Here is a 16,884-nt window from a genome sequence, read left to right as displayed (position 1 = left end):
TACAGGTGTTGTCGCTTGGATGCTGTCTGTCTGGTTTTGGGCAATGGCGCACATTATACCCTTGGTTCCACGCTTTAACTGCTTGCTAAGGGTTACCGGGTATTGGGTTGGGTGGTGGAGTGCACTCCAGTGCGCCGCGGTGATTCATTGTTCGCCGGGCCTCGACCCATCCGGCGCACTTGCTGGAGATTTGGGGGCTGCTCTATAAGTCCCGGTCTATAAAGTGAAGCCAGCGCGGGATGTCGTACTGCCCCTGGATTGCTCTGCCCTGGTTTGGTCGTGAATGGTGGCGATGGTGATTTAGCTGCCAGGAGACGTCAAGAGTATTTGAGTGTGCGGTTAGTGCGGGCCCGTCAGCAACAATGGGTGGCTCTGCGCGGAATGGAGTGACTTGTGGGTGTTGTGAGGGGGTTTGGAATCATTTGGCAATGCCTCTGCGGGTCTTTTAGAGGTGTCACGGATAGAGGTGTCACGGATTGATTTATAGATGCTCCAGGTCTTTTTGAGCGACCGGCGATAGTCCAGGGGCCGCTAGATCATGGTGGATAATCCTATAGATAGCGCTACCTTTTAGCGGCTTGACACATTTCACGGTGCCTTTCAATCCTGGGACTGGGGTTAAAAATGCTTCGACGAAAAGAATATCGACTTTTGAGCCTGATTCTTTGGCTTTGCTGTGCTGTGGGTTTGGCGGCTGCGGAACAGGAAAAAGGCCGCTATTTGGGCTCTTTTAACGATCCTGTTCGCTATTGCAGGGCAGTACTCAATGCGGATAATCCGCAGGAGCCCTATATCGGCCCGGCCAAACCACAGATGGTGTTATCGGGTATTTACCAGGCGGCGGGTATTTCTGCGGCTGCCCCGAGGGATTGGGTTGCGGGGGGCACTTTCTGGCGTTGTATGGATGGCGCTGTCTATGCCTGCTTTGCCGGTGCCAACCTTCCTTGTGAAGAAAAAGCGGACACTGCTCGGGCGCCGAGCGAGGCGATCGTGGCTTACTGCAAAAGCAATCCGGCATCGGCTGCCATTCCGGCGGTAGTGACGGGGCGGGCGACCATATTTGCGTGGCGTTGTAAAAATGCAGTGCCTGAAATATCCCGGCAAGCTCTACAGGTGGATGCGCGGGGCTTTATTGCCGATTATTGGTATCGGTTGGATAGGCCAGGGTAAAATACAGCTCTCTTGCAGCATACCGAAAAGGCCCCCCTGTCGTTTCTTACTCGGCATCCATGCCGTAGAGAAATCAAAATACAGTACATTCTGCGCGCTGGTCTTTTTAATATCTACTGCGTGCCAACCGTTTTCTATCGGCAAAGCCATCGCTAAGAAAGAGCGCTATTTATCCATCCCCGCAGCCTGTTCATTATCCCGCTTTTTAGCAATCTTATGCCCTTCATCCGATTGCCCGAGTTTCCAGTAGCTGGATATGTAAAAGTGGTTCTTGGAAATTTCTTTCTCCTGCTTAAAGAATTTTCGCAGAGTACGCATGCTGCCAAACTCGCAAGCGGCCCAGATGGCGGGTTGACCTTTCATCCAGGGTAGGGTTTGAATCTTGGGGAGCAGAAGCGCGCCAGTGGGGGTGGGGTTGATTACCCAGTGCAGTTGCAGGTTTTCTGGATGTACCAAGTCCTGAATATCTGACTCACTTGCCACTTCTATAACGGCAAACCCACTGGCCGTGCTGGGCAGTTCAGCGAGGTTAACGCTGATGGCGGGCAGGGCAGTCATATCGCCGGCGAGTAGGAACCAGTCTGCCTGGTGATTAATAAGTTTCTTGGGGCCAGGTCCACCAATCAAGATCCGATCACCGGGCTGTGCGTTCACCGCCCAGTTTGAGGCTGGCCCTTGGTGATCGTGCAAAGCGAAATCGATATCGATTTCCGTCTCTCTTTGATGTCTGATGGTATAGCTTCTCATCAGCGGTCGTTCCCCTGCGCCCTGCGGGAAAACGAATTTGATGTAGGCACTTTCCTGGTTTGAGGGAAAGGACTCAAGTGTATTGCCCCCCAAAGTAATTCGTAACATGTGTTCTGAGACTTTTACACGGCGTACGACAGTCAATTCATATGTGCGTTTGTCAGCCATTGGATTGGGATCTCCTAGTCTTTGGCGGAATCTTCGGCCAAGTTTTGAATCATGACATTGGCGATATGGGTAAACACTTTGAGTTCCTGGTCACTGAGGTTATGGGTCATCTCGCCTGCAACTTCTGATTCCAGGGCGTTCACTTTTTCGAGGGTTCGCTGCCCTGCCACTGTGGGAATAAGAAACTGACTGCGCCGATCGTTCGGATTTTCAGCCTTCTCGATCAACCCGGACTGCGTCAGTTCGTTCAGTACCCGTGTAACTTGGGCCTTATCCTGGTTCATTCGCTGCGAAATTGTGCGGGCGGTACTCTGGGGGCACTTGCAGACCCCCTTAAGCACGCGAAGGTGATTAACCGGAAGGTCTATTTTCTGCGCTTGAGTGGCTGTGCGCAGCCGCCTTTTGTAGGCGTGAATCAGTTGATGTAAGGCTTCATTAACGGGATAGGCCACTATGAACTCATCGTTGCTTGGTTGACTTTGTCAACTTTATGTTTTTTGGTTGATAGAGTCAACTAGATTGATACTGCTTTATCTCTTGGCTTGGGGGACTTTTTTTGGGTAATGCAATTTGGGATTGATTGGTGAGGGTTATTGCTAAGGGAGTGGAGGCTTTCGGGGAGGGGACCCTCCCCGAAAGTGACTGAGCGCGGAATTACCAGGTCAAGCTGATATCGGTTCCATCAAACTTGACGTCTGAGTCGTACACATATTTCAACGTGCCTTTCCAGAAAGAGCCGTGCCATTCCCAGTCGGCATCGTAGCTGACTTCATTGAGCACCTTTTGGCTAAAGGCTTCAAAGCTGCCGTAACGCGCTTCGCTTCCCATAATGACTACCCAGGTCTGCTCGTTCCAGTCGCAGGTGACAGTGTTGGAGTCGCCATTGCCGCAGGGATAACGCACGGCGATATAACCATCGTCTTCCTTGCCAAACTTCCAATTGCCGCTGCGTTTTTCCTCTGCAAAGCCTTCCGGCCATTGCAGGGCCACGTTGGAGCCGCCGGAGTGGAACAGTTCAATTTCCGGGTAGGGGTTGTACTGGATCACCGCGACATTGTTGACCTGCTTGATCTTGGGCAGATGATCGTTCTGCATGGTGCTATTGCCATCGCCAACCTTCGCCCAGACTGATTGGGTGCCGGTGGTGGCAATCCAGGGAGTCTGCTGGTAACCCTGGCGGCCACCCCAGTAATTTTGGATGGAATGCATCATCACACCGCCATCCTTGTATATGGAGAAGTTTGCGCTGGAGAGCACCGAGCTGCGACTGAACACGGCGCCAGCTTTGGCGGCGGCGGGGGCGGCGGCTTCAGAGAGCCCCAGGAATTGATCGAATGCTTTCAGGCCTTCATACCCTTCAAGCTGATATTTGCTGGCAAACCAGGCGGTGTCGGCGGCGACATCGGGATGGAAGTAGGCGCCCTGGCTCCAGTAGAAGGGGACGCGCTCTTCACGGGGGAAGTCGGCATAGAGGCTGTTTCTGGCATCGCCGAGAGAGTGGCCTACCGAGTAATTCATATTCAGGTCTTTACCGAAATACTCGAAGACTTCGTCGCTAATCTCCAGGCCGGAGGTGGCCAGCATTACCCCTGCGGGGCTTGGGGTTCTTACTGACTCTTTGCCCAGGCCCGTTAACAGGTAAATGATGCGGTTGATGTTGCCCCCGGAGCCATTCCTGCGGTAGCCGTCATTACTGCGGCCGGCGGCTGAGAAAAGAATGCCCTGGTCATTGGTAACCAGCAATATGTCTTGCAGCAGGCGCTGTGCAGCCCCTGTGGCCAGTTCGCGGATTTCTGCGTCCTCGGAAAAATCCACCAAGTTAAGTAACGCGGATAGGGTGTAGGGGTAATAGACCGGGGAGTAAAATTCATAGAAGCCATATTGATTTTTTACTTCCAGGTAGCGTTTTAAGCGCTTATAAGTTCTGTCATCCTCAAATACTCCGTATTTCTCCTGCAGGAGATATTGGGCAGAGGTGTACATAATCATATGGTTTTCTGAGGCGAAGACATGATCGCCAGTGCCACCTTCTTTGAACCAGAATTGGTATCCGTCCAGGGCGGCAAATAGTTCGTCTTTAATTTCCGGGCGGAAAAACAGGATGCGAATCAGCCGGGTAAGAGTGAAGTCTGAATTCTTCTTCCCGCCATTGCGCAGGACATCCAAGTTCTTGTTCAGTGCTTCCCAGTTAAGTTCATCGCCAGTGTACGCCTGTAGGACTACAGCGGTATCATTGGTGGAAGAAACCCCCTCCTCAATATATTGCAGTTGCCTATCTTGATACGCGCTTTCATCAAAAGACTGCGCATTTGCACTGGTCGAATGTATCGCCAATCCTAAAAAAATCGGGTATAGCATTCCTACTACAGGTACTTTCATCAGTACGTATTCCTATTTTGATTTTAATTTCTGGTGCCAAGCACCATAAATGTACCACTTGTGTATTACAGGAATTCATTGGATTAAATGATAGGTATTTTCTGTCGCGGCAGGTTGCCAATCCGATCAGTTGAGGGCTTGGTTCTCACTTTGAAAATGTTTTCTTGCTTGGAGGTTATGTCGCTCAAAATATTTATTTTTGAGCGCCTAATAGAGGCTTTTGCGCACTGCTAATTGGTACAAAATGGTATTCAAGATAAGTTTGTTTTGCGTTTTGAAAATCGAGATTTTTTCATAAAAGCATGAGATGCCATTTAGAGTCTCTGGTCTGGAGGCGGAAAGGATCAAAGGGGTGAGCCCTTTCATTTGCTGGTTCTATATAAGTCTATTTTCCTGTGCGGCTTATTCCGATCATCGTTGTATTTGAAAAGTACGACTGTTCAGAGTTAATTTTTACGTAGGTGGGCTTGAATATTTGCTATTTTGGGGGGGGAGATGTAAGTGATGAATTCCACTATTTGGCACCCAGAGATTAAAAATGAAAAAACTACTGATTTTCTTTGCCGCGGGCTGCTTGGGCGCTTTGGCAAATAGCTTAATGGTTTGGCTATTTGGGGTCCTTGGTATTACTGCTGCCCTTGGTGTTTCTATTGCTCCCGCCTTATCTGCTGAATGGCTCTACCCAAGGATTGTCTGGGGCGGCATTTGGGGACTGTTTTTCTTCCTTCCTTTTAAGTCATCAAATTTGCTGTTAAAAGGGGCCATCTTGAGTTTACTGCCTTCGGTTTTTCAGCTATTTGTCGTTTTCCCAATGATGACCGGCAGCGGGATAGCCGGGTTTGAATTAGGAATACTTACTCCAATTTTTGTATTGTTCTTTAACTGGGTGTGGGGTGTTGTTGCGGGACTCGCGATAAAATCGGCCTGATAACGAAAACCATTTTTATAGTTGATTTTTCTCTTTCAGGGGCTTAGTCCAAAAGAATTCTTTTAGCGACGCCAAGGCCCCGGCTGGTGGTGGTTAAAGGGCCATCCAGCCAGTGGTCGATAATTCGGTGGGCAAATTCACGTCTTTGTGGCCCACTACGGCCTTCAGTGAGTTCACCGAGAACCCAGTGATTGTGGGCGATCCAGGTATCTCGGGCGATTGGTCGAACCTGTTGGTCTGCTTCGCAAAATAAGGGCAGTGACGAGGTCAGATCGCTGGGTTCGCGCAAAATTTCTCTTGAAATACTCGGATTCCCGAGTGTGGTCCACCAGCGCCGGGCGCCCTCAGGGTCGTGACCAAATCTTTGCTTAAAGGACTTTGTGAAAGGGCTGAGAAATGGCCAGTTGCCGCCATTCAAAATACGCTCAACGATTTCTTTGGTGCTGGCCCGGTCGCCGAAGTTTTCCGGATCGTAAAGTACCCGGTCTTTTGCCGCGGCATGGATAGGGCTGGTGGCATCTGCGGTGACCGTTGTTTCTGCCGGTAGGGCCGCGGCGGCAATCGGCAGTAACGATGGAGCGCCCAGGCCCAGGCAGTGAAATCTTTGCAGGGTTGCGTTGCGATCACGATACCCCTCTGCGATACCTTTGAGCACTTGTGCCAGACGCACATAACGGCGCGGAACTGGCCGAGCAAGCTTAAATGAGGCCCGGCCACTCACGTAAAAGTCTGTCGCGTTGAGATCGCCACAAACGCCGGCCAGCCCCATGGCTGCCGATGATACACCGGCCTCTGCGGCGAGTTGCCCCGCATGGCGGGCGGTGTTGTAATCCATTGCACTCAGTACGGCATACGTTGTGAGCCCCTGGCATAAACGATGCTCGGCTACCTTTTGCCAGAGTCTTAAACTGCGACGGTTACGCGCGGCGATGCGCTCCACGCTCCAGCCGGTGATCTCGCGTTCCAGGTCCAGGGCTACCAAACAGGTACTGGTGAAATCCTCCTGGGCGATCAGGTCAGTGGGGTTCATAGAGAGCTGGCGTTGAATCAGCTGGTTGGTGTCGATAGACTCCGAACGTTCGGTGCAATCGGTAAGTACCGATTCGGCCAGGGCGTCTGCTTGTTTGCGCAGACTGAGTGGAACTTCACGACCGCGGGGAAGGTGGCCGAGCTGACGGCGCAGCATTTTGACCTCGAGGGTCACTGCTCGGGCGCTTTGTGAAAATTTTGCAATGACCGAGTCGATCAGCTGCTTTGTGCCGTTATCGGCAAAGAGTGGCAGGCCCCTGTTGCGCACCTCAACAGCCAGTTGCAGGTTGGGATTTGTTATGCGATGGGCGGATAGCAGGTAGCCATCAGCTGAGACAAGATGGCTGGCGAAAGCATCGAGGGTTTGACGACGTAAGTTGGCAATAAACCGCATTCAGTGAATTACCTGAGAGGCGCTCCTCCGTGGAGCGCATGTGAGCAGGACTTCCACTCATCAAGCAAGCCGTGCATGTCTTCCAGCTCCACTTCAAGTTCCAGCGCAACTTGTTCAAAAATATCCCATGCGGCAAAGACATCGGGGTGCGTTTCAATACACTCGGCCACCGCGTGATCCATGGGCTCAATAGGCATGTCCATTTCATCTTTTTGATGCAGGTTGGGAAGGCTGGGAATAGCGGTCTCCAGGCATTCAGCTCGCACAGCCTCTTTGGCAGCGTGCCACTCAGCCTTAGCCAGTTGTGCCATCGCGAGCAACACTTCCAGCTCTAACAGTTTGATTTCGACACTTTCCTGTTCCGATAAACAGCCGTCATCCGGTGGCATGGTGAATCTCCTGTTAGCGTATCAACGGGGTAAAGAGCAGCTCTGCGGCACCCTGGGCAGCCACGTCACTGCCTTCGGCACTTTGGGCGCCAAGAGACCAGTAAAGATTTGCATTGCTTCGCCAGGGTTGGAACCAGCGATTTGCCAGCCGCATAAAAGCGACATCGAAGCTATTTTTACCGAGGTCGGCCAGTGCTAATGCGTCTACCTCCACGCCGGGCCTACCGCTCAGCAGGCTCGAGCTTTTCTTAAACGTACCGCTGAGTCTACAAAAAGCACCCTTGGTAACACCCGCGTGAGGCAGGTGAGAGAAGCGCACCACCGCATTCGCTTCGGCACCGCTGGAGGGGTCTTGCAGCTTGAGATGGCTTAATAGCATGCCACCTTCCTGGGGTGGAGAGGTGACCTCCTGTATAAAACCCCGAACCTCAACAAACTCCCCCTCAAAATCGTTGTTCAGCTTAGCAAGTTCCACATTCTTGCCATTGGGAAGGGGGGTGGTAAAGGATATGGAGGCGATGTTTTTCTGCAGATCCCTGATATCTTTTGGCGTGTCCAGGCCGCAAGCGCTGGCGGCAAGCCGGTAGCAGGCTGTGTGACAGGCAATGGCCTTGCGGGTTAGAAAATGAGCGTCGACCGCGATATCCCCGAGCCGCTCTGCCAAGCCGCCGCTATTTCTCTGTAAAAGCGCCTGAATGACAGTGTGCATCGCCGCCTGAGCCCCTGCGAGTGCCGGTAATCTTCTCTCGATTTCTCCGGCAAATAATAGTGAGGCGTTTGTGATGTTCTGTGGATCTCCAACCAAGAGCGCACTGTAAACCTGCTTTTGCCCACCCTGCAGGAAACTGGAAAATGCATGCGTGACACTTTTCACTTCGCGGATGTCAGCCGCTGAAAATCCAGGTTTATGCTCCCCTGCCTTCAAGGCGTTATTAAACTGGGCATGCGCCAAGGCCAGCAGGCCCCGGCTAAGGCACATAATTACAGCATCGGTGTGGGTTGCCAGACCTGGATTTAAGGACTTATTTTTATTGGGAAGATAGGCGTCGAGTAGACCGATATTGTCCGTCTCACCATTTGCTAGCCTCTCCATGGATGCCTGGATATCCGCTCTTGTCTCGATGCCTGCCAATCTTGCCCGCAATCGCTCAACGGTACTTTCGGGGATTTCCGCGCCCACCATCTCTTCAGCCTTTGTCAATAGCCTGTCGAGTCGGCCGCTGGGATCGCTCTGTTGGAGACCCTCTTCAAAATTATTTGCAAATTGATCACGACGGTCGCTGATGGCAATACCGCGTAATACAAACAGAAATTCCAATCCCATCCGATGGTCGATCTGTTGCAGCATCGATGATTTGTCTCCGCGGCTTTGTAAGCCGCGAAACTCGGCATACCCCAACCCTAGGCATCGGCGTGCCTGCTGCTCTAGCTGGCTCCAGGAGAAGGTCAGGAGCGATTTTTGAATCGCCAGTGCTTCCCGAAATAATCTATGAAGGGCAGGGTTTTGAACCCTGTAGGCTGGCAGTAAATCGAACTGAGACCTTAATAGGGTTAAATAAGTCTCGCTGGGACGCACATTTGGCTGTGGCATCCAGGCCTCCTTGGGTCGTGGATTGGATCAGTTTTTCTCAGTTCGGGAAAGGATATAGTAGTAAATCATGGTGTTTCTGCTTTTTATTCTAATTGTTTGTTATTGTTTATCTTATTTGTGTATTGTTTTAATTCAAGGTTGAACCATATCTTTTAAGCTATGTTTGTTATATTTTGAGTTGAGCATTATCTGAATATGGTTTTTATAGTATTAATTCTCGTAATGAGAGACCTCTACTCACAAGTTTATTACAGCAAGTTGCCATTAAAGATAATAAATATAGAGACAATGGACAGTTGTTATAAGGTCGATTTTTCCGGTAAGCATCTATAGAAAAGTGTTTTGGAATGACTGCCGTTATCATTAGAAGGGTATAGGAAGCTACACACATTTTTTTTGAGTTTTGTGGCGCTAGTCAGCTGGTAAGTTTATGGATTGCTTGTTTCAGGTGCTCCCTCAAAAAAGGATTAAGCATCAGGGTTTTTGCTTAATGGTCCTCGTTTCAAATTTGATCGTATTCATTGCAGCAGGGTGTTGGAGTTTTGGCGAGACTTATGGCGCAAAGTGTAACTAAAATGTGTCGCACTTTTGCCGAAATGTTGAGTATCTTGTAGTTCAGGGGAGTGTTGCAGGTTTTATTGGCGTTGAATGTTACAGTTGACATTGAAAGCTACAACATTTTCCGTGCGATCAAAAATTCATCTTGTGAAATAACTTATGGAATCAACTAGGGGGTCACTTTCAGCGTTACATTATTGGGGGCTGTTTGTTCTTTTACTTGCTGTGTTTCTAGTATGTAATGATTTTTCTGCTTTTTCCACGTCAATAGTTTCAGTTGAGGGATCTTTTTCAGTTGGTATTGCGGTGGGTCATTGGCTTGTCAATACCTATGTTCTTGTTTTTGGCGTATTAATAGTTACTAGCGGAAATCTAGCAGATATATATGGGCGGAAAAGAATATTTCTAATTGGTATTGCAGTCATCGCTGTTTTTTCTCTTTTGGGCGGTATGGCAGAAAAGGTGTGGTTGCTACTTTTGTCGCGTGCTTTTATAGGGGTTGGTGGTGCTTTAGCGTGGGCGTCCATTCTTGGAATGGCATATAGCTTAATGCCCAAAGAGCGTGCGGGGCAGACTGGGGGGTTGATTTTGGCCGTCACTGGATTAGCTAGTGCGTTTGGCCCAGTGATTGGTGGTGTATTTTCAGATTACTTAAGCTGGCGCTGGATTTTATTTTCCAATATACCTCTTTCAATCTTGATTATGATTATTTGCTGGAGTAAATACCCCTCAGATAATGTAAATAGGCCAAGTAAAGGTATAGATTATTTGGGGGTGCTCACTCTTTCTGTGGCGCTATTTTGTTTCTTGCTGGCAATGGATGAAATAGAGCAGATCGGATTTTGGAATAACATTATCGCCAGTCTTCTTGCCCTCTCATTCGTGTTTTTAAGCGCTTTTGTTTTGATTGAATTTTGGACTAAGGATAATGCGTTGATGCCAGTTAGGTTGCTGGTTAATCGCAGCTTTATGGCGTCAGCGCTAAGTATGCTTTTTGTTGCCGTTGCCTTCTTTTCAACCCTCTTCTATATCCCTCAGCTTTTTATAAAGGTACATGGATATACTAGCTTACAGGCGGGTTTTGCCTTGCTACCTTTGATGGCGGCATCTGGTGTTTTTGCGCTTATTTCTGGAGTCTTACATGAAAAATTGGGGGCGAAGATATTAATTTGTGGCGGAGCATTGGGAATGTGCGCAGGATTATTTATGCTTTCAGACTTGGAGGGGGAAGTTAATTATGTGGCTTATCTCCCTGGGTTATTGTTGGTCGGAACAAGTATTGGCGTTTATAGCCCAGCAATTATCACCGCGGCTATTACTGCGGTAACTCCAGGGGAGTCAAGTCGTACCGGATCAATTATTTATATGTTTAAGTATATAGGAGGTGCGCTGGGACTAGGTGTTAATGCTACAATTTTGGCCATATCCCCTGATATAGCTACTGGCATATTCCGAATTTTCAGTGTGGACGCTTTTCTTTGCTTGATTGGATTTTCTGTTTCAATACTTTTTATCAGCAATGATTCCGTGAGGAGCTTTAGGGTTTAGTTTTAAAGGCATAAATGAAAAGCCTGAAGCCAAGCTGTCAGATTCTAAATATCGATAACGCCAAGCCAGCTTAATTCTGAGCGCATACACTGTACTAATTTGTAAGTTTATGGGTTTTTCTAAATATAAAGTCAATCCATTTCTTTTATCGTCTCTTCAATTGCGTTCTGGAGAATATTGATCATACTGTCAATTTGCTGTTCATTGATGATAAGAGGGGGAGAGAGAATACATAGGCTTTCATAGGGCCTTACTAGTAAGCCTAATCTTTGGCAGTGGGTGTCAACTGCTTGTGCTATTGCGATATCTTCAAGTGTCGGAATCGGTGAATAGGCATTGCTTGCACGAAATTCAATACAGGCCATTAAATGATGTCCCCGAATATCGCCAACGATGGGGTATTTTTCTAATTCTTGTAGGCGTTCGATAAAATAAGGCCCAATCGACCGAACGTGTTCGCAAAGCGCCATTTTTTCCATGAGTTCGATGTTTTTTAAAGCTACGGCGCACGCAATTGGGTGGCCTGAATAAGTGTAGCCATTAGTAAAAACTGGATTTTTAAGGTGTGTTTCTTTTATTTCTCTCGCTAGATGTTCTGAGAGAATGATCGCACCCAGAGGAGCATAACCTGACGTTAAACCTTTTGCCGTAATGATGATGTCTGGATCAAGTCCAAAATGTATTTTCGATGAAAAAAAATGGCCCAGCCTTCCAAATCCTGTTACCACTTCATCACTGACAAACAAAATATTATGTCTTTTCATTAACTCTTGTGCACGTTGATGGTATCCATTAGGCGGCACAATAACACCGCCAGAAGCAAGTATTGGCTCAGCGATAAAACAGGCGATATTGTCTGCCCCCAGTTGCTGTATGGCTTCTTCCATCTCATTCAATAGGTAATTGCAAAAATTCTCCTCAGCAATGTGTGGTGGCCGTCGATAGCTATGAGGGGAGCTAAGGTGATGTACGAGAGTATCCATATATTGGAAGCAGGTTCGATCCCATGCTTTCCCAGATAAGGAGGCCCCAAGATATGTACTGCCATGATACGCATCTTTGCGAGATAGAATAATTTTCTTTGACTCTTTCCCCGTCGCATTGAAATAGTAATGACAAAAGCGAATGGCTGAATCTACAGCGGTGGAGCCTGAGTTAGTGTAATGGACAATATTCAAATCCCCTGGGGCCAAGGCAGCAAGCTTTTTTGCAAGTTGCACCGCTGGGATATTGCTCATGCTACCAAAAGGGGTGTAATAAGGCATGCGGACAGCTTGCTCCTGCATGGCCAGAGCTAGATCTTCATTACCGTAGCCCAGAGTCATGCACCACATACCACCAATGGCATCTAAGTATTGATTGCGATCACTATCAGTGACATAAACACCGTTAGCACTTTCAATAATCATAGGTTCGTCATTGGTGTTTTCTGATAAGGTTCCCCAGGGGTGCAATAAATACGCTTGATCATTTCTTTTTAATTCTTTACTTTCATTGGAAATGTCGAATACTTCATTCATGATAAGAATTTTCCTTATGGCATTTCAGTTATTAAGGAATTACAATTTCATTAAATTCTCCGCGCATGCAATGGTTTGAGCTCATCGCTGATGCATAGGCGCCGGCGTTGATCAATACAAGAGTGTCTCCAGTATCCATTTCTGGGATGTCAATGTCTTTCGCCCAGATATCAACTGATTCGTTGATATTTCCAGCAATAGTGACCTTAATTTTTTTATTCCCTTTTATTACGCATGGGGTCGGTTCGCAGGGCATTTGATAAAATCCTGGCTCTATAGCCAAATTAAAGCCGCCATTGACACCCAGAAAAAATTTGTCACGTCTTGGTTCTAGATACACAGTTTGTAGTAGTAAAACGCCTGCATCTTTTAGAAGATAATCGCCAGGTTCAATTGCAATTCTAATATTTTTACCTTTGAAGTGGCGATGAATTATCTTTTTCCAATTACTTAAGTCTAGTGGTGCGTCATTAGAGGTATGAGGTACGCCCAAGCCTCCACCAAGATTGACTTCATTAATGTTTCCAAGACGGTCGATAAATTCCAGGCTCGCAGCAAGTATCTCATCCCATACCGGCAGCTGCTGGTTCAGGTATCCGCACCCTGTATGAAAGTGTACACGGGATATTTTAAGGTCATAGAATCTGGCAATCGCCATAGCTTCATCGAGCTGTTCTTGATAGATGCCAAACTTAGTTACTTCAGTACCGCTGTATCGTAGAAGGGTATTATCATTATATCCTAGGCCTAGTGCTGGATTAATACGAATGCCGACTTTTTTTCCTTTGCCATACGCACCATAGTTTTTGAGAGCAGCCAAAGAATCCAAGTTAATTTTTATCCCTTGCTGGCGATATAAAAAATTCCAATCATCCATGGAAACTGAAGTACCAGTAAATGAGATTTTTTCAGCACTAAAACCACAAGACATGGCCCGCAAGACTTCTTTCGGTGAGCAAGCATCGATGCCGATATCTCCATTGGCTGCTAAATGTGTTAGGATTGACGGGTTCCGATTGGCCTTCATCGCGTAGTAGATATCAAATTCCAGGCCAGTTTGGCTAAGAGCCACCCGCAAGCGTTTGATATTCTCTCGAATACGTTGGGTTGAATAGACAAATGTCGGTGTTCCGACCTGTTTAGCAATCTGTTCGAGTGATTGACCGGCTAAGTACAATCTTCGATTGATATACTTTAAGTCTTCACGTTGCCACCAAGGATGTGCCAACATTAGGTTAGTAGTAGGCTGGGGTATGCTATTCATATTTTATCATTATATGTTTTGCGATACTGTATTCATCGAGGCTATAGGATGACAAATCTTTACCGTAACCTGACTGATTTAATCCACCATGGGGCATCTCATTACAAAAAGTCAGATGCGTATTAATCCATGTGCAGCCGAAACGCATTTGGTTAGCGCCAGCTATGGCTTTACGTATATCATTTGTCCATATTGATGAAGCTAATCCATATCGGCAATCGTTGGCAAGGGTTAGGGCATCCTCAAAACTTGAGAAAGGCATGACTGTAACTACCGGGCCAAATATTTCTTCTTGAACTACAGCATCGGATTGGCGACAGCCTAATATCAGGGTTGGTGCATAATAGAAACCTTTGTCATTCAGGAAGTGACCGCCTAGAGCGATTTTTCCAGAATTAGATTGTCGACAATTCTCAATAAATGCATGCACATTCTGTCGCTGATGAGCACTGATTAAGGGGCCAACTTCAGTAGAGGGATCTAGTGGATCACCGACCTTTAATGACTTTACTGCATCGGTTAATTTGGTAGTAAAGGTCTCAAAACTACCCGATTGCACATAAACGCGGCAGGCCGCTGTGCAATCCTGCCCAGTGTTGTAGAATCCGGAAAACTTTACTGCCTCTACCGCCTGATCAATATCGGCATCATCAAATACTATTACTGGTGCTTTGCCACCTAGTTCAAGATGAGTGGCTTTAACATTACTGGCTGCCTGCCTTAATACCTCACGTCCTGTTGAAAATGAGCCTGTCACTGAGACATGCTGGACCATATCTGATGCTGCGAGTAAACTGCCTACTATGTTCCCCTCACCATAAACTAGGTTGATGACACCAGCTGGGAAAATTTCAGAAAATGCATCCGTTAAGTATTGGATACTTAGTGGTGTTAATTCCGAAGGTTTGAAAATTACTGTATTGCCTGCAGCCAGCGCTGGTGCTAATTTCCAGGCAGCCATCATAAGTGGATAATTCCAGGGGGCAATTAGTGCAACAACACCCAATGGCTCTCGCCGAATTAGGCTCGTATGCCCTTTGATGTAATCCCCTGATGATACATCCATTGTATTGCGACAAATTCCTGAAAAATATTGAAAGCAATCAACAATGGAAGGTATTTCCTCTTCCAAAACCAATTTAATTGGTTTGCCGGTATTGCGGCTTTCAATGCCCGCAAGTTCACGAGAGTGTTGATCAATGTAAGTTGCTAATTTACTAAGCGCGTTAGCGCGCTCTATGGGGGTTGTTAGGCGCCATTTAGTAAAGGCTAGATTAGCGCGCTTAATTGCAGTGTTGACCTCGGATGGATCAGATATTGCCACCCGCCCAATAACTTCCTCAGTTGCTGGGTTAGTTATTGATAGGAAGCGTTGGCTTTTTTTTATTGAAGTCTCATGTTGAATGTTATCAACAGCCATTATTTGTATCCATTTTAGGTGGCTTTAGTTTGGTTTCCCTCGAATTACTGCTACTGAATGGTAAATAGGGCCATATTTAATTGATTTCTCCGCTTCATGTGCGCTAATCGGTGTGCGGGCGTGAGGGTTATTGTAGAACTCACAATTTAATCCCTGCTTTTCCGCTTCAACAAAAAAATCTAATCCAGTTGTCATGCATTGCTTTACTCTTGCTTGGTAAAGCAGGTTTGGCATATAGCCGCTATCAATAAACAACTGTAACAAGGGTGTTACGCCGAAGCGACAATTAAGATTTAATATCACCTCAGCTTTAGGTGATTTCTTCTTGGCAAATTTCAATAAGGAATAATTTAGATCTAGTCCTAGTTTATGGTAAGGAGATTTTTTGAGAGAGTGTTTTCGATAAAAATGCGCATTAAAGTCAGGTGGTTGCTTGTCTATTTTATCGTTAAAAACCTGAGGGATGCATGCAATAATGTAATCTAAAGAGTGGTTTTCATTGTCGGATAGTTTTGTTTCAATAAGATCGATGTCACCATGTATCGGTTTGCAAATTGGTAGTTTTTCTGAGTGTGTAAAGCTTAAGTTCTTATAGGCGCGGTGCGTTAATCGAGCGTCGATATCGCTGAAATAGATAGAGTGTGGGTGAAAGTTGTCGAGCAAAAAAAATAAATTAGTCCCTATGCCAACTCCCACTTCATAAATGCACTTATGATTAAAATCAATTTTCTTTAGCCCCTTCTGAAACACCTCCACCCAATCATCTTTTGGGTTGAATGCAAAGTCTGGAATGTCATCAAATGAAGCCTTCTTTGCAAGTTCTGTCTGCTTTTTCTTGGGCATATCGGTATGATTCACTGGTAATCCATGGTTGAAATACAGATTAATGTAATATTGATTTTTATTTTGCGAATGCATAATTATTTTATGCGTCGATTTCAACGAGCGGAATCGAATGCTAATAGACTTAAAGTAGATTTCCATATATGGGATGTCAAGTGGTGCCAGGGTGTTACTGGCCGACAAGGGTGAGTATGCAAAAGTATTGCATGATTAACTGAGTTTCCCTAAATAGGTTTTTTTGCTGAAAAATTTAGAGAGAGTCGAAAGTACATTGAACATAGATCGTTTCTTATGTTTACTTTCGATGGGTGTGATTAGGTGGTTTGGGAGGGGAAGATCATTTTAAGGCTTGGATCATCTCTGTAGTGCATTGCTGACTAGGTAGGAAAAGGTGAAGTTGTGTCATAAAAATACGGCTAAATCAATCAAAATGACGTCAGTAATGATCGGTCTCATTGAGTTCAGTATGCTTAGAGTGGAGCCCTGAGCTGGTCTCTAGTTGGTTACTTGAGGATCGAGAGCAACGGATTATTCACGAGAATATTTATCTCCATACTTAGGCGAATACGCTGGTTAGTGGAGTCCTTTATAGGCACCTACACCGGAAAGACAAGAAATGCAACAAGTGTCCCAATAGTAAGTCGACACGAGTAAATAATGAATTGGATGATTAATGATGATCACCCTAGCCTTGTTGAGGGCAAGCCACCGATAGGTGTTTCGGCGATTGATACCATGATAGGCAAGGTCTAATGTCACGTTTTGAACACCATTATTGAGCGGGTAATGTGCTTCACAATATCCGCACAGGTTTAATAGTCTAAGTCCAGCAGGTGCTACTCTACCCACTAAAGTATTGCCTAGATTCCCATAACAACCGACACACTTGGCAATAGCGAGAGAGGCCAGCTGGCTGTAGGCTAGTAAGCTTCCACA

14 protein-coding genes are annotated in these 16,884 nt (G+C 46.7%); 3 read left to right on the top strand and 11 right to left on the bottom strand.

What is annotated here, in order from left to right; genetic code table 11:
• Nucleotides 1–624: 624 nt before the first annotated feature.
• On the top strand, nucleotides 625–1,170 hold the full coding sequence (locus tag Q1A69_RS16635) for a hypothetical protein (protein ID WP_299587875.1): 546 nt from the start codon (nucleotides 625–627) through the stop codon (nucleotides 1,168–1,170).
• Nucleotides 1,171–1,335: 165 nt separating this feature from the next.
• On the opposite strand, the gene Q1A69_RS16630 is transcribed toward Q1A69_RS16635, so the two are convergent.
• The 3 genes from Q1A69_RS16630 to Q1A69_RS16620 all read right to left on the bottom strand — a co-directional run bounded on the left by Q1A69_RS16630 (nucleotide 1,336) and on the right by Q1A69_RS16620 (nucleotide 4,464).
• Entirely contained in the window at nucleotides 1,336–2,085 is a 750-nt protein-coding gene (locus tag Q1A69_RS16630; protein WP_299587873.1) for a siderophore-interacting protein, read from the bottom strand.
• A gap of 14 nt (nucleotides 2,086–2,099) precedes the next feature.
• Nucleotides 2,100–2,537: a MarR family winged helix-turn-helix transcriptional regulator gene (locus tag Q1A69_RS16625; RefSeq protein WP_299587871.1), complete on the bottom strand. Its 438-nt coding sequence runs from the start codon at nucleotides 2,535–2,537 to the stop codon at nucleotides 2,100–2,102.
• A 202-nt stretch (nucleotides 2,538–2,739) separates the two neighbouring features.
• Nucleotides 2,740–4,464: a hypothetical protein gene (locus Q1A69_RS16620; RefSeq protein ID WP_299587869.1), complete on the bottom strand. Its 1,725-nt coding sequence runs from the start codon at nucleotides 4,462–4,464 to the stop codon at nucleotides 2,740–2,742.
• Between the two features lie 538 nt (nucleotides 4,465–5,002).
• Between Q1A69_RS16620 and Q1A69_RS16615 the strand changes: the two genes are divergently transcribed.
• The gene (locus Q1A69_RS16615; RefSeq protein WP_299587866.1) at nucleotides 5,003–5,392 is read left to right on the top strand and encodes a hypothetical protein; all 390 of its coding nucleotides are present in this window, start codon (nucleotides 5,003–5,005) and stop codon (nucleotides 5,390–5,392) included.
• Between the two features lie 43 nt (nucleotides 5,393–5,435).
• On the opposite strand, the gene Q1A69_RS16610 is transcribed toward Q1A69_RS16615, so the two are convergent.
• The 3 genes from Q1A69_RS16610 to Q1A69_RS16600 are packed head-to-tail and all read right to left on the bottom strand — an operon-like array spanning nucleotide 5,436 to nucleotide 8,795.
• Nucleotides 5,436–6,815 carry a hypothetical protein gene (locus Q1A69_RS16610; RefSeq protein ID WP_299587863.1) on the bottom strand — a complete coding sequence of 460 codons (1,380 nt, stop codon included), beginning with the start codon at nucleotides 6,813–6,815 and terminating at the stop codon, nucleotides 5,436–5,438.
• Nucleotides 6,816–6,823: 8 nt separating this feature from the next.
• Nucleotides 6,824–7,204, bottom strand: a complete 381-nt coding sequence (locus Q1A69_RS16605; RefSeq protein WP_299587861.1) for a hypothetical protein — start codon at nucleotides 7,202–7,204, stop codon at nucleotides 6,824–6,826.
• Nucleotides 7,205–7,217: 13 nt separating this feature from the next.
• Entirely contained in the window at nucleotides 7,218–8,795 is a 1,578-nt protein-coding gene (locus Q1A69_RS16600; protein ID WP_299587859.1) for a hypothetical protein, read from the bottom strand.
• Nucleotides 8,796–9,512: 717 nt separating this feature from the next.
• On the opposite strand from Q1A69_RS16600, the gene Q1A69_RS16595 reads away from it, so the two are divergent.
• Complete coding sequence (locus Q1A69_RS16595; protein ID WP_299587856.1) at nucleotides 9,513–10,901, top strand: MFS transporter; 1,389 nt, start codon at nucleotides 9,513–9,515, stop codon at nucleotides 10,899–10,901.
• Nucleotides 10,902–11,032: 131 nt separating this feature from the next.
• Here the strand turns inward: Q1A69_RS16595 and Q1A69_RS16590 are convergent, their stop codons facing one another.
• The 5 genes from Q1A69_RS16590 to Q1A69_RS16570 form a co-directional block, all read right to left on the bottom strand.
• Nucleotides 11,033–12,421, bottom strand: a complete 1,389-nt coding sequence (locus tag Q1A69_RS16590) for an aminotransferase (RefSeq protein WP_299587854.1) — start codon at nucleotides 12,419–12,421, stop codon at nucleotides 11,033–11,035.
• 31 nt (nucleotides 12,422–12,452) lie between these two features.
• Nucleotides 12,453–13,685 carry a diaminopimelate decarboxylase gene (locus Q1A69_RS16585; RefSeq protein ID WP_299587852.1) on the bottom strand — a complete coding sequence of 411 codons (1,233 nt, stop codon included), beginning with the start codon at nucleotides 13,683–13,685 and terminating at the stop codon, nucleotides 12,453–12,455.
• On the bottom strand, nucleotides 13,678–15,105 hold the full coding sequence (locus Q1A69_RS16580) for an aminobutyraldehyde dehydrogenase (RefSeq protein WP_299587850.1): 1,428 nt from the start codon (nucleotides 15,103–15,105) through the stop codon (nucleotides 13,678–13,680). Before Q1A69_RS16580 ends, Q1A69_RS16585 begins: the two co-directional genes overlap by 8 nt.
• Nucleotides 15,106–15,129: 24 nt before the next feature.
• Entirely contained in the window at nucleotides 15,130–15,963 is an 834-nt protein-coding gene (locus tag Q1A69_RS16575; protein ID WP_299587848.1) for a class I SAM-dependent methyltransferase, read from the bottom strand.
• A gap of 558 nt (nucleotides 15,964–16,521) precedes the next feature.
• A partial coding sequence (locus tag Q1A69_RS16570; protein ID WP_299587846.1) for a hypothetical protein occupies nucleotides 16,522–16,884 on the bottom strand: 363 nt, incomplete at its 5' end.

The organism is uncultured Microbulbifer sp., assembly GCF_947498635.1.
Lineage (GTDB): Bacteria > Pseudomonadota > Gammaproteobacteria > Pseudomonadales > Cellvibrionaceae > Microbulbifer > Microbulbifer echini.
Note: the sequence above shows the minus strand (reverse complement) of the source record. Positions and strands in the feature narration are given on the sequence as shown.

What these genes read in the sequence shown, in the direction of transcription:
- Q1A69_RS16635 (WP_299587875.1), top strand. Translation starts at nt 625, where the DNA reads ATGCTTCGACGAAAAGAATATCGACTTTTGAGCCTGATTCTTTGGCTT.
- Q1A69_RS16630 (WP_299587873.1), bottom strand. Translation starts at nt 2,085, where the DNA reads ATGGCTGACAAACGCACATATGAATTGACTGTCGTACGCCGTGTAAAA.
- Q1A69_RS16620 (WP_299587869.1), bottom strand. Translation starts at nt 4,464, where the DNA reads ATGAAAGTACCTGTAGTAGGAATGCTATACCCGATTTTTTTAGGATTG.
- Q1A69_RS16615 (WP_299587866.1), top strand. Translation starts at nt 5,003, where the DNA reads ATGAAAAAACTACTGATTTTCTTTGCCGCGGGCTGCTTGGGCGCTTTG.
- Q1A69_RS16610 (WP_299587863.1), bottom strand. Translation starts at nt 6,815, where the DNA reads ATGCGGTTTATTGCCAACTTACGTCGTCAAACCCTCGATGCTTTCGCC.
- Q1A69_RS16605 (WP_299587861.1), bottom strand. Translation starts at nt 7,204, where the DNA reads ATGCCACCGGATGACGGCTGTTTATCGGAACAGGAAAGTGTCGAAATC.
- Q1A69_RS16600 (WP_299587859.1), bottom strand. Translation starts at nt 8,795, where the DNA reads ATGCCACAGCCAAATGTGCGTCCCAGCGAGACTTATTTAACCCTATTA.
- Q1A69_RS16595 (WP_299587856.1), top strand. Translation starts at nt 9,513, where the DNA reads ATGGAATCAACTAGGGGGTCACTTTCAGCGTTACATTATTGGGGGCTG.
- Q1A69_RS16590 (WP_299587854.1), bottom strand. Translation starts at nt 12,421, where the DNA reads ATGAATGAAGTATTCGACATTTCCAATGAAAGTAAAGAATTAAAAAGA.
- Q1A69_RS16585 (WP_299587852.1), bottom strand. Translation starts at nt 13,685, where the DNA reads ATGAATAGCATACCCCAGCCTACTACTAACCTAATGTTGGCACATCCT.
- Q1A69_RS16580 (WP_299587850.1), bottom strand. Translation starts at nt 15,105, where the DNA reads ATGGCTGTTGATAACATTCAACATGAGACTTCAATAAAAAAAAGCCAA.